The sequence below is a fragment of the Bartonella sp. 1-1C genome (genome assembly GCF_002810325.1).
Taxonomy (GTDB): Bacteria; Pseudomonadota; Alphaproteobacteria; order Rhizobiales; family Rhizobiaceae; genus Bartonella; species Bartonella rochalimae.
This window is the reverse complement of the sequence record NZ_CP019489.1, coordinates 720,009-732,764: the sequence shown is the minus strand read 5'-3', so window position 1 is coordinate 732,764 and position 12,756 is coordinate 720,009. Positions and strand designations below refer to the sequence as shown.

The following is a 12,756-nucleotide window of genomic DNA, read 5'->3' as shown; positions in this document are numbered from 1 at the left end:
TTAGATTAATTCATCGGCCTGCTTTCGTTGAGTCATTGCCCATACCCGTTTAACTTGACTTTCACTACACCCAGCTAATTTAGCCGTTTTCTTTATACTGTGTCCTGCTGTCCGCAATGCCACAATCCGATCATGCATAGCATGATCTGTCTTTCGTCCGATATACTTTCCAGCTTTCTTTGCTAATTCTATTCCTTGATGTAACCTCTTTCGTCGATTTTCGTAATCATCACGAGCCATCTGTAAAGCTAACTTCAAAAGCATATTCTGAACCGACTCCAAAACAATTTTGGTACTACCATCTGCATCAGCGGCCAATTCAGACAGATCGATTATACCGGGCACTGATAATCGTCCACCACGCTCCCTGATTGATGCAATCAGACGTTCAGCCTCGGGTAGTGGTAAGCGTGAAATATGATCGATCTTCTCGGCTAAAACAACGTCTCCTGGTTGCAAGTCTGCAATCAAGCGTAGCAGCTCTGGTCGATTAGCACTCGCACCCGACGCCTTTTCACGATAAACACCAGCAATATAAAAACCTGCAACCTTAGCATCTTCTATAATGCTGTCTTGCCGACTTAAATCCTGTTTGTCGGTGCTAACGCGCATGTAAATCCTAGCAATCTTCATGACATCCTACTAAGTTAATTTGGATATACTTTAATTGACTATTCTATCACAAATAGCTAAAAATAAAATTAGTGAGGTCTATTTGACTAGGTCATTTTTAACTATTCAAAATGGCCAAAATTTTACATAAAATATTTTTAATTAAAGGTACATATATTTTCTATTGTTCTTATTTCATTTTTAAATTAAAAATTAGGAATATATAACATAAGGAGTTTCTTATGAAAAAAATGCCTAAGAGTTATATAACTAATGCTGAACGCAAAAAATTGCAAGCAAGTGGGTTATCTCAAAATTGTATTTATATACTTGAAGCAGAAGCAGCAGAAAAAGCTAATGACGGCCAAACAAAATGGGAGTGGTTAGCAATGATTGAGTATCCAGCGCACTCTCTTTTATGCCTTAGAAAATGGCGTGGTGCACAGTTTATTCGTGATATGGGTTTTTCTACCAAGAGTGCAGATGAAGAATATGGTTCAGACTGGCTAGATAAAGGCGTTGTGATAGGAGGTAATCATTACTGATAAATTACAAGATTTTTTTTTAACAACATGTGTACGTACAAGAGCTTGAGAAGACAATAATATCAAAAGAATTGCATTATATGCGGAATAATTTTTGCAATTATCTCCGTGAAGTTGGTAAAAGTGGTGATTTGTCATTACTTATTGATACGGAGCACTATTGTATCGATGCTACTTTAGCACGCTATGCTAATAGCAAATTTGAGCGGTTTTATAGAAGGCTTGTTCCTTATTTTTAAAATTGCTACCTTACATTATGTCTGATGAGATGATTCGATCCTTTGATAAGGAGCATATTGAGCCAATAGAATTGCGATCTGCTTTGCAAGAACGCTATTTGGCTTATGCACTTTCTACTATTACACACCGTGCTTTGCCTGATGTACGTGATGGGTTAAAACCTGTTCATCGACGTATTGTTCATGCGATGCGCTTACTCAGACTTAATCCTGGACAAGCTTATGCTAAGTGTGCCCGGATTGTAGGTGATGTAATGGGAAAATTTCATCCTCATGGCGATGCATCTATTTATGACGCATTGGTACGTTTAGCTCAGAGTTTTTCTGTTCGCTATCCATTAATTGATGGACAGGGTAATTTTGGTAATATTGATGGAGATAATGCTGCAGCCATGCGTTATACAGAAGCACGTATGACTGAAGTGGCAATATTACTTCTTGAAGGAATTAATGAAAATGCGATTGATTTTCGTTTAACCTATAATGAAGAAGATGAAGAGCCTATCGTTTTACCAGGAGCGTTTCCTAATCTTTTAGCTAATGGTTCAGCAGGTATTGCTGTTGGTATGGCAACGTCTATTCCGCCACATAACGTTGCAGAACTTTGTGATGCCGCATTATATTTGATTGCTAATCCCCATGCAGATCATAAAGATTTAAGTCAATTTGTGCTTGGGCCTGATTTTCCAACAGGCGGTATTTTGGTTGAACCTAAAAAAAGTATTGAGGATTCTTATCGTACAGGGCGTGGATTATTTCGGTTGCGTTCACGTTGGCATCAAGAAGAGGGGAATCGAGGTTCTTATGTGATTGTTGTTACAGAAATTCCATATCAGGTACAAAAATCACGCCTTATTGAAAAAACAGCAGAGTTATTACTTGCTCGGCGGTTACCGATGCTTGAAGATATTCATGATGAATCAGCAGAAGATATTCGGATTGTACTCGTTCCAAAAAATCGCACAATTGATCCAGAACTTTTGATGGAGTCACTTTTTAAGTTAACGGATTTTGAAGTGAGGTTTCCTCTTAATCTTAATGTATTAACTTTAGGGAAAGTGCCTAATGTCCTTTCTTTACGTGAGAGTTTGCAGCAGTGGCTTCAACATCGTAAAGAAGTGCTTATTCGCCGTTCAAATTATCGACTGAATGAAATTGATTGTCGATTAGAGATTCTGCAGGGGTATCTTATTGCATATTTGAATCTTAATGAGGTGATACAAATCATTCGTGAACATGATGAACCCAAAAAAGAATTAATTTTGCGCTTTAAATTAACCGAGAATCAGGCTGAATCTATTTTAAATATGCGATTGCGTTCTTTGCGTAAGCTTGAAGAATTTCAACTTCGTAAAGAGTTTGATTCTCTTAAGATTGAAAAGGAAAAATTACAGAGTTTATTAAATTCCAACATCAAGCAATGGAAAGTTATTGCAGAGGAGATTACAAGAGTTCGTAAAATTTTTGGTCCTGAAACTTTCTTGGGAAAAAGGCGTACAACATTTGAAGATGCACCAAGGCATGATGAAAATGATATTCATCAAGCGATGATTGAAAAAGAACCCGTTACTATTGTTATTTCCGAAAAAGGTTGGGTGCGTGCTTTAAAGGGCCATTTGAACGATTATAAAACTCTTTCTTTCAAAGAAGGCGATGGTTTGAAGCTAGCATTTCCAGCATTCACTACAGATAAAATCATAGTGATAAGCACTGGCGGAAAGTTTTTTACTATTAGTGCCAATACTTTGCCTGGAGGAAGAGGTCATGGCGAACCAATTCGTATTTTAGTAGATATGAATAATGAGCACGATATTCTCACAGCTTTTGTACACAATGTGCAGGGCAAAAGACTTTTAATTTCATCCTATGGCAATGGCTTTATTGTTTCTGAAACTGATATTATTGCTAATACACGAAAAGGAAAGCAAGTGATGAATGTAAAATCTCTTGATAGTTTGAAGCTTTGCATTCCAGTAGAAGGCGATTACATTGCAATAGTTGGAGAAAATCGAAAAATGCTTATTTTTTCTATTGAACAAATACCAGAAATGAGTCGTGGTAAGGGTGTCCGCTTACAACGTTATAAAGATGGTGGTATTGTCGATGCCAAAACTTTTACTTTATCAGAAGGTTTGAGTTGGCAAGATACAGCTGAGCGTAGTTTTAATCGCCAGGCTAATGAACTCGTTGAGTGGATGGGAACGCGCGCGGGAACTGGGCGTTTAGTTCCGAAGGGATTTCCAAAATCAGGTAAATTTTCTAGTTAGTACGATGTAGTGTGTTTGATTGCTTGCTTATAAAAGTATCGTAAAAAATATTAAAGATTTTATTATAGCAAAAAACTTTATTTTATTAACTAGATTGATTCAGAATTATGTTGCGTAAAAAAACGCCCATGTTCAGCCCATAAGACAAGAAGAATAGCTGTGAGACTGAGAAAGAAAAATCCTGCTGAATTAGGAATTGTTGTTTCATCAAAGCATTGTGCTATGAAAAAGCCAAGGCCTGTACCGATGGATGTTTGAAGAAAACCAGATACAGAAGACGCAGTTCCAGCGATTTTTCCTAGAGGTTCAAGGGCAAGTGTATTGAAATTAGCCATAATACCACCACATGTAAACATTAACATACAGTATAATATCATAAAGAATGGAAAAGATATAACGCCGTCTTTTAAAACTGACCAAAAAAACCAAATGCATGAAATACTAGCAAACAGGAGAAGCATTGTATGAGAAATTCGTCGCATTCCAAAGTGCCCAACGAGACGAGAATTGAGGAAAGATGATACAGCTTGAAATGCAGCACCAAGAGCAAAGGCAGCAGGAAACCACATGCCTAAATTATAGATTCCTTCATAAACTTGTTGCGATGTATTAATAGCAGTAAAAATGCAACCTAAAATAATAGAAGTTGCGAGTGTATAGCAAAGTGTTGAACGATTAGTAATGATAAGCCGTAAGTTATTTTTGACGGAAGAAAAAGAAAGAGATCGTGGTGTATAAAGGGTTTCAGGCAAGCGTATTTGAATCCAAATCATCAATCCAAAACCAACAATTGCCATGAATATAAAAATTAATTGCCATTGTCCAAATAACAAAATAATTTGCCCTATTGCTGGCCCAATCATTGTTGCAAGAAGAAAAATCATCATGACTATGGACATGACTTCTGCCATTTTTCGACCGTCGTAGAGATCGCGTATAATGGATATTGTGAGCACACGCATGGCTGCTCCTCCAACACCTTGTAAGATACGTAGAATAAGTAATATATAAAAACTGGATACAAATATACATCCAATTGCTGCAAATGAGTAACAAGCAAGGCCTATAAGGGTAAGTTTATGCCGTCCATAACGGTCACTTATTGGGCCAAAAAATATTTGCGTAGCACCATAGCTAATAAGATAACAAGAAATGATATAATGCTGATCATTTTCATGAGTAGCATGCAAGCTGTTTAAAATATCAGGCATAGCGGGCAGCATGATATCAATTGCTATCGAGTTAATTGCCATAAGTGCTGCAATGAGGATAACGAATTCTTTATATCCAATTTTTTTTTTAATTGTATCTATATGCTTTTGTTCGTCGGCAGAATATGACATATGTATCCTTAAAATAAAAAATTGCGACTGAACAATACTTAAAAGAATTCGAATAAATTAGAGATATTTATGATTTAGTAAAAGTTATGCTTTTCTCTTTCAAAAGTTCTTGTAACTCATTGTTTTGAAACATTTCTTTGACAATATCACAGCCACCAATAAATTCACCTTTAATATAGAGTTGTGGAATTGTTGGCCAATTTGAATAATCTTTTATTCCTTGACGTAATTCATTAGAAGTTAAAATATTAACTCCTTTATAATTTACCCCTAAATAGTTAAGAATTTGAACAACTTGTCCAGAAAATCCACATTGAGGAGAACTAGGGGTTCCTTTCATGAATAAAACAACTTCGTTTGTTTTAATTTCATTATCAATAAAATTATGAACAGTAGTCATCATTATTCCTCAAGATTGTGGATTTAGAAAAACACACATTTATACCCATGTCATTTTTTAATCGTATTCACAGAATGAATGCAAGAGAAAATTTTGAGATTATTTAGGAACACTTGTTTGCAGACTTAAAGCGTGAAGAACGTTTCCCATATTTCCTTTAAGAGCATCATAGACCATTTTATGCTGTTGAACACGGCTTTTTCCTCGAAAAATTTCTGAAATAACTTCAGCTGCGTAATGTTCGCCATCTCCAGCAAGATCACGAATTGTTATTTTTGCATTAGGAATGCTTTCACGAATAAGGACTTCAATTTCATCTGCACTCATTGCCATGGACATTCTCCTCGATTTGTTTATTTTTTATGAAAATTAATCTATAATTAGTAGAAGTGAATATTATTTACCTTTGTCCATAAACTTTGGAAACCAATTTTCATAAGCCTGTGTAAGTTCAGTTATTGAAAGTGTGAATACATCTTTTATATCAAGCGTATCACCTTCAACTGTACCGAGCTCTATTAAAGGAATTGTATTTGTTTGTGCAAGCATTTTAAGATTATCTAATGCATCAGGTTTGACAGCTAAAAGGTAACGTCCTTGATCTTCACCAAAAAGTTCAGCATGATGTGGTGTTTGATTACTTAATTCTACTTTGATTCCTTTATCTGCTTTAATTATCATTTCCGCAAGAGCAATGGCTAAGCCTCCATCAGAGATATCATGAGTGGCATGAACAAAACCACTATGGATAACATTACGAACAAATTCACCATGTTTTTTTTCAAGATGTAAATCGACACAAGGTGGAGCTCCTGCCTCAATATTTAAAATATTATGCATATAGACTGATTGACCTAGATGTGATCCGCAAGAACCAACTAAAACAATAATATCTCCATTCTGCATACCATGGATCGTAGCCATTTTTGACCAATCATCAAGGAGCCCAACACCAGCTATTGTTGGTGTAGGAAGAATTGCCTCTCCATTAGTTTCATTATAAAGAGAGACATTTCCTGAAACGATTGGAAAATCAAGTATTTTGCAGGCTTCACCTATACCTTTGAGTGCTAAAACAAGCTGCCCCATAATTTCAGGTTTTTCAGGATTACCAAAATTGAGATTATCTGTAGCTGCAAGTGGTATTGCACCTGTGGTACTTATATTGCGCCAGCATTCTGCAACGGCTTGCTTTCCTCCTTCATAGGGATCAGCTTCGCAATAGCGTGGTGTTACATCAGTAGAAAAAGCAAGAGCACGTTTATCATTATTGCTTACACGAATAACACCCGCGTCACCTCCTGGTCTAACAAGACTGTTCCCTTGGATCAGGGTATCATATTGTTCATAAACCCAGCGTCGTGAGCTTTGATTCGCAGAATTCAAAAGTGTAAGAAGTACGTTACCAAGATTGTCAACTTTTTCAACTTCTTCTACTTTTAGAGTAGTCTTTTTAAAGGGTTCTGTCCAAGGACGATCATAGATAGGTGCTTCATTACCCAGTTCTTTGATTGGGAGGTTTGCTACTTCTTTTTCTTTATGTAGTACACGGAAACGTAAATCATCAGTAGTCTTTCCGATAACAGAGAAATGAAGTCCCCATTTGTGAAAAATTTCTGCAGCTTGTTCTTCTAATTCTGGCTTCAGTACCATAAGCATACGCTCTTGGCTTTCAGAAAGCATCATTTCATAGGCCGTCATATTATCTTCGCGAACTGGTACTTGATCAAGATTAAGTTCTATACCTAGATCTCCTTTTGCTCCCATTTCCACTGCAGAAGAAGTCAGTCCTGCCGCTCCCATATCTTGAATAGCAATCACAGCTCCTAATGCCATTAATTCTAAACAAGCTTCAAGAAGGCATTTTTCAGTAAAAGGATCACCTACTTGAACAGTTGGGCGTTTTTCATCAATTGTATTATCAAATTCGGCGGAAGCCATTGTTGCTCCCCCAACACCATCACGACCTGTTTTCGCACCAAGATAAACGACAGGAAGCCCTATACCTTTTGCTTTAGAATAAAAAATAGAATCTATCTTTGCAATACCAGCTGCAAAGGCATTAACAAGGATATTATCATTGTAGCGTTTATCAAAATTAACTTCTCCACCAACCGTGGGTACACCAAAAGCATTACTGTAACCACCAATTCCAGAAACAACACCAGAAACAAGATGACGTGTTCGAGGGTGGTCAGGAGAGCCAAATCGTAATGCATTCATAGTCGCAATAGGGCGAGCACCCATCGTAAAAACATCACGTAGAATGCCTCCAACACCTGTTGCAGCACCTTGGTAAGGTTCAATATAAGAAGGGTGGTTATGACTTTCCATTTTAAAAACAACGCATTCACCATTACCAATATCAATGACTCCTGCATTTTCTCCAGGACCTTGAATGACACATTTTCCTTTTGTTGGTAAGGTTTTGAGCCATTTTTTCGATGACTTATAAGAACAATGCTCATTCCACATGGCAGAAAAAATTCCAAGCTCTGTAAATGTTGGTTCTCTACCAATTAACTCCAAAATACGTTGATATTCATCAGTTTTTAAGCCGTGGTTTGCAATTAGTTCTGGTGTAATGGCAATATCATTGCAAAGGGTCATTAGTTTTCTTCCATTAAATTAATCAAAATTAATATTTATTACTGCCTTTAATCCAGTAATCTGGATTATTAATTTTTATTTTTAGATCAACAATAATGTGTCTATAGAGTAATATATTTCATTATGATGGGCGAGGAAACATAACTGATAAAATTTACTTTATATATTTTCGTATTACTAGCTATTCTGTATAGAGAGTTAATATGAAAACATTTGAGAATTCAAAAAAATATTTTTTTATGATCATGATACTAATTCTAAAACACTTTGAAAAAGTAAGCGACCATCAGTGCCACCATGCGCTGCTTCAATAAAATTTTCAGGATGAGGCATCATACCAAGTACATTACCAACTTTATTGATAATGCCAGCTATATCATTTATCGAACCATTAGGGTTTTCACCTTTTGCATAGCGGAAAACAATCTGTCTATTATCTTCCATTTGTTTCAATATATCATTATCAACAAAGTAATTACCATCATGATGAGCAACAGGGCAGCGAATAATTTGCCCTCTTTTATAAAGTCGGGAAAATTTCGTTTCAGCATTGGTTACTTCAAGTTTTACTTCACGGCAAACAAATTTCAACGAAGCGTTACGCATTAAAGCACCTGGCAATAGTCCTGCTTCTAACAAAATTTGAAAACCGTTACATACTCCTATAATTGCTACACCCTGTTGTGCTTTTTCGCAAACAGCTCGTAAAACTGGTGTTCTTGCCCCAATAGCACCACATCTTAAATAATCACCATAGGAAAAACCACCAGGAATAACAATCATATCCACATTGGGAATTGTTGTTTCTGTTTGCCAAATTTTAAATGGCTGAATACCTGTTATGTCATACAATGCTGCAATCATATCTTGATCACGATTTAATCCGGGTAATTGAATGATAGCAGTTTTCATGGCTAATTCACTTAAAGAAGTTCTATTGTATAATTTTCAATAACAGTATTCGCAAGCAATTGTTTACACATTTGTTCAAGTGTTTGTTTTGCAGATTCAATAGGCATATCATTAAGGACAATATCAAAAACTTTTCCTTGGCGGATAGATTGAATATTTGTAAAGGTTAAGCTATTTAAGGCATTAACTATTGCTTCCCCTTGTGGATCAAGGACGCTGTTTTTTAAAGTAACTGTGACACGTGCCTTCATTTTTTTTCCTATTATTTAAATAACTCTTTTTTGAAGAGTAGTATTTTTGTTAAGTAAGCTGAGATTGCACTATTTTTTCTTTTTATTTTACTAAAACTGGACCACTAGGTCGTGGAGGTTCGTTTTCATTCATGATACCAAGACGTCTTGCAACATCTTGATAGGCATCAATAAGCCCACCCATATCACGCCGAAAACGATCTTTATCCAGTTTTTCTTTTGTTTGAATATCCCATAAGCGAGAAGAATCAGGCGAAATTTCATCTGCGAGAACAATACGCATTGTTTCACCTGTCCATAAACGACCAAATTCTACTTTAAAATCAACCAACTGGATACCAACGCCTGCAAACAAACCAGAGAGAAAATCATTAATACGAAATGAAAGCTGCATAATATCTTCTACTTCTTGTGGAGCAGCCCACCCAAAAGCAACGATATGTTCTTCTGTTACCATTGGATCATCAAGAGCATCATTTTTATAGTAAAATTCAATGATAGATTGTGGAAGAGCTGTTCCTTCTTCTAACCCTAAACGCTTAGAAAGAGAACCTGCAACGATATTACGTACAACAACCTCTAATGGAATAATTTCAACCGCTTTAATAAGTTGTTCACGCATATTAATACGCTTAATAAAATGTGTTGGAATTCCTAAACGACCAAGCTGAGTGAAAATATATTCTGAAATACGGTTATTTAAGACTCCTTTACCATCGATGATTTCATGTTTTTTTGCATTAAATGCAGTGGCATCATCTTTAAAAAACTGAATATAAGTTCCTAGTTCAGGCCCTTCGTATAGGATTTTGGCCTTTCCTTCATAAATGCGGTGGCGACGATTCATCATATTTCTCTATTCGTTTAGAGGTGTAAAATGTTGCTATAAAGGAAAACATTATCCTAATTAGTAAGAATTCTCAATGATTGCTATAATATTTACTACAGTTTTTATTATTTAAGTATGTATATGTAAAAGAGAGTTTATAATTGACTTAGAGTTTTGCAAAGAAGTGAGAAAGAATTATTAATCCTTCTGGCCAAGGTCCATGTCCAGACTCTGCATTAATATGACCAGACTGTCCAGCATCAACGAAAAGCGCACCCCAATCATGAGCAAGTTTTTTTGCTACTGAAAATTGGCAAAATTCATCATTATGGCTAGCTATAACCACTGAAGGAAAAGGTAAATTTTTACGATGATATGGACCAAATGTCATTAAATGTTTGGGACGTATTTTTTCATTCTCTACATCTGGTGGAGCCACAAAGAAAGCACCACGGATTTTTTCTGGATTATGTGCAATTGCGTGAATAGCTGTTGGAACTCCTAATGAATGAGCAATAATAGCAATAGGTTTATTAGCCTGTCCAATAGCAATTTCAACAGCATTAACCCATTCTTCGCGGACAGGTTTTGACCATTGGATTTGTTGTACGCGGCGAGCCGTAGATAATTTTTGTTCCCAGCGTGTTTGCCAATGGTCAGGGCCAGATCCTTTATAACCGGGGATAATAAGAATATCGAGTTGATTTACTTTCATGAGATTTTTTATCCAAAAACCTGTTTAAAAATTGTATCAACATGTTTAGTGTGATAAGAAAGATCAAATTTTTCACGAAGTTCTGTTTCACTTAAAATCTTTGAGATATCTTGATCTTTTAGTAATTCTTCTAAAAAATCTTTCCCTTGTTCCCAGACTTTCATTGCATTACGTTGTACAATTTGATACGCATTTTCACGACTAGTACCAGCTTGTGTAAGTGCTAAAAGTACACGCTGTGAATAAATAAGGCCACAAAATTTATTGAGATTTTTTTTCATATTTTCTGGATAAATAATTAAATTTTCAATTACAGATGTTAATCGTGCAAGAGCAAAATCGAGTGTAATAGTAGCATCAGGGCCAATATAACGCTCAACAGATGAATGAGAAATATCACGTTCGTGCCAAAGTGCTACATTTTCCATCGCAGGGACTACAAATGCGCGCACCATACGAGCTAATCCAGTTAAATTTTCTGTTAAAACTGGATTACGTTTGTGAGGCATTGCCGATGATCCTTTCTGACCAGAGGAAAAATATTCTTCTACTTCAAGAACTTCTGTTCGTTGCAAATGGCGTATTTCTACGGCTAATCTTTCAATAGATGAAGCGATAATACCAAGTGTTGCAAAAAACATGGCGTGACGATCACGTGGTATAACTTGAGTAGAAATAGTCTCACTATGCATACCTAATGCTTTTGCTACATATTTTTCAACACGTGGATCAATATTAGCGAAAGTTCCAACTGCTCCAGAGATAGCACAGGTGGAAATTTCTTCTCGCGCGGCGAGCAAACGTTTATGACAACGAGAAAATTCAGCGTATGCGAAAGCAAATTTGACTCCAAATGTCGTAGGTTCAGCATGAATACCATGACTACGTCCAATAGTAATTGTATCTTTATGTTCAAAAGCACGTTTTTTCAATGCAGTAAGAAGATGGTCTATATCTTGTAGAAGAATATCAGTAGCGCGCATCAATTGGACATTGAGTGTCGTATCTAATATATCTGATGACGTCATGCCCTGATGAATAAAACGAGCCTCTGGTCCAATAAACTCAGCCAAATGAGTTAAGAATGCTATAACATCATGCTTAGTAATTGCTTCAATTTCATTAATACGATTCACATCAAATTTGGCAATTGCACCTTTTTCCCAGATGGTTTTAGCTGCTTCTTTAGGAATAATACCAAGCTGAGCCATTGCATCACAAGCATGTGCTTCAATTTCAAACCAAATACGATATTTTGTTTCTGGTGACCAGATTGCCACCATTTCAGGACGAGAATAACGTGTGATCATGATTTTTCCTTATTGTGAGAGGATTGCAGCTTGGCGCAGTGCATTAATACGTGTTTTGTAAAGCTCTTTGTTACCATTTTTATAAATTGCAGAGCCTGCTACAAATACATTTGCACCTGCTTTTGCAGTTTTTCCAATTGTATCAATGGTAATACCACCATCAACTTCAAGATCGATAGGACGATTAGCAATCATATTTTTTATTCGTTTTATTTTATCTTCCATGTCTGGAATAAAATTTTGCCCACCAAATCCAGGGTTAACTGTCATGATAAGGATGAGATCTAATTGATCCAGCAAATATTCAAGTACATGTTCTGATGTGCTTGGATTTATTGCAATGCCCGCTTTTTTATCCATTGCTTTGATCATTTGTAATGAACGATGAAGATGAGTACTTGATTCTGCATGAATGGTTATAATATCTGAACCCGCTTTTGCAAAAGATTCAAGATAAGGATCTACAGGTTTTATCATAAGGTGAACGTCAAAGACTGCTTTTGTTTGTGGACGTAAGGCTTTAACAACATCTGGCCCAAAGCTGATATTAGGAACAAAATGACCATCCATGATATCAAGGTGAATCCAATCTGCGCCAGCATCAAGAACATCTGATAGTTCTTGACCGAGTTTAGAAAAATCAGAAGCTAAGAGTGAAGGGGCGATAAGATGGGAACGGGACATTAAGATCTCCTTAGTTGATCTTTTTTAGCATGTAATTTT

Annotated in this window: 14 protein-coding genes; 3 read left to right on the top strand and 11 right to left on the bottom strand. The window is 36.2% G+C overall.

The window, feature by feature from the left end; all coding sequences use genetic code 11:
• Positions 1–633: a recombinase family protein gene (locus B11cv2_RS03360; RefSeq protein ID WP_100693313.1), complete on the bottom strand. Its 633-nt coding sequence runs from the start codon at positions 631–633 to the stop codon at positions 1–3.
• Between the two features lie 221 nt (positions 634–854).
• Here B11cv2_RS03360 and B11cv2_RS03355 point away from each other — a divergent pair, with 221 nt between their 5' ends.
• The 3 genes from B11cv2_RS03355 (at position 855) to parC (ending at position 3,663) form a co-directional block, all read left to right on the top strand.
• Positions 855–1,157: a hypothetical protein gene (locus B11cv2_RS03355; RefSeq protein WP_100693312.1), complete on the top strand. Its 303-nt coding sequence runs from the start codon at positions 855–857 to the stop codon at positions 1,155–1,157.
• 80 nt (positions 1,158–1,237) lie between these two features.
• Positions 1,238–1,396 (top strand): hypothetical protein, encoded by a 159-nt coding sequence (locus tag B11cv2_RS07135; RefSeq protein ID WP_158521543.1) that lies wholly within the window; start codon positions 1,238–1,240, stop codon positions 1,394–1,396.
• A 17-nt stretch (positions 1,397–1,413) separates the two neighbouring features.
• Positions 1,414–3,663: a DNA topoisomerase IV subunit A gene (parC, locus tag B11cv2_RS03350; protein ID WP_100693311.1), complete on the top strand. Its 2,250-nt coding sequence runs from the start codon at positions 1,414–1,416 to the stop codon at positions 3,661–3,663.
• An 89-nt stretch (positions 3,664–3,752) separates the two neighbouring features.
• Here the strand turns inward: parC and B11cv2_RS03345 are convergent, their stop codons facing one another.
• The 10 genes from B11cv2_RS03345 to rpe all read right to left on the bottom strand — a co-directional run bounded on the left by B11cv2_RS03345 (position 3,753) and on the right by rpe (position 12,717).
• Positions 3,753–5,006: a multidrug effflux MFS transporter gene (locus tag B11cv2_RS03345; RefSeq protein ID WP_100693310.1), complete on the bottom strand. Its 1,254-nt coding sequence runs from the start codon at positions 5,004–5,006 to the stop codon at positions 3,753–3,755.
• Between the two features lie 67 nt (positions 5,007–5,073).
• Positions 5,074–5,406, bottom strand: coding sequence for a Grx4 family monothiol glutaredoxin (grxD, locus tag B11cv2_RS03340; RefSeq protein ID WP_100693309.1), 333 nt, complete (start codon positions 5,404–5,406; stop codon positions 5,074–5,076).
• Positions 5,407–5,505: 99 nt separating this feature from the next.
• Positions 5,506–5,739 (bottom strand): BolA/IbaG family iron-sulfur metabolism protein, encoded by a 234-nt coding sequence (locus tag B11cv2_RS03335; protein ID WP_100693308.1) that lies wholly within the window; start codon positions 5,737–5,739, stop codon positions 5,506–5,508.
• Positions 5,740–5,802: 63 nt separating this feature from the next.
• On the bottom strand, positions 5,803–8,016 hold the full coding sequence (purL, locus tag B11cv2_RS03330; protein WP_100693307.1) for a phosphoribosylformylglycinamidine synthase subunit PurL: 2,214 nt from the start codon (positions 8,014–8,016) through the stop codon (positions 5,803–5,805).
• A gap of 243 nt (positions 8,017–8,259) precedes the next feature.
• Positions 8,260–8,928: a phosphoribosylformylglycinamidine synthase subunit PurQ gene (gene purQ / locus B11cv2_RS03325; protein ID WP_100693306.1), complete on the bottom strand. Its 669-nt coding sequence runs from the start codon at positions 8,926–8,928 to the stop codon at positions 8,260–8,262.
• 11 nt (positions 8,929–8,939) lie between these two features.
• Positions 8,940–9,179: a phosphoribosylformylglycinamidine synthase subunit PurS gene (gene purS / locus B11cv2_RS03320; protein WP_100693305.1), complete on the bottom strand. Its 240-nt coding sequence runs from the start codon at positions 9,177–9,179 to the stop codon at positions 8,940–8,942.
• 82 nt (positions 9,180–9,261) lie between these two features.
• Positions 9,262–10,026 (bottom strand): phosphoribosylaminoimidazolesuccinocarboxamide synthase, encoded by a 765-nt coding sequence (gene purC / locus B11cv2_RS03315; RefSeq protein ID WP_100693304.1) that lies wholly within the window; start codon positions 10,024–10,026, stop codon positions 9,262–9,264.
• Positions 10,027–10,174: 148 nt separating this feature from the next.
• A complete protein-coding gene (locus tag B11cv2_RS03310) occupies positions 10,175–10,723 on the bottom strand; it encodes an alpha/beta hydrolase (protein ID WP_100693303.1) in 549 nt (182 codons plus the stop codon).
• Between the two features lie 8 nt (positions 10,724–10,731).
• The gene (gene purB, locus B11cv2_RS03305; protein ID WP_100693302.1) at positions 10,732–12,033 is read right to left on the bottom strand and encodes an adenylosuccinate lyase; all 1,302 of its coding nucleotides are present in this window, start codon (positions 12,031–12,033) and stop codon (positions 10,732–10,734) included.
• A gap of 9 nt (positions 12,034–12,042) precedes the next feature.
• A complete protein-coding gene (gene rpe / locus B11cv2_RS03300) occupies positions 12,043–12,717 on the bottom strand; it encodes a ribulose-phosphate 3-epimerase (RefSeq protein ID WP_100693301.1) in 675 nt (224 codons plus the stop codon).
• Between the last annotated feature and the right edge of the window lie 39 nt (positions 12,718–12,756).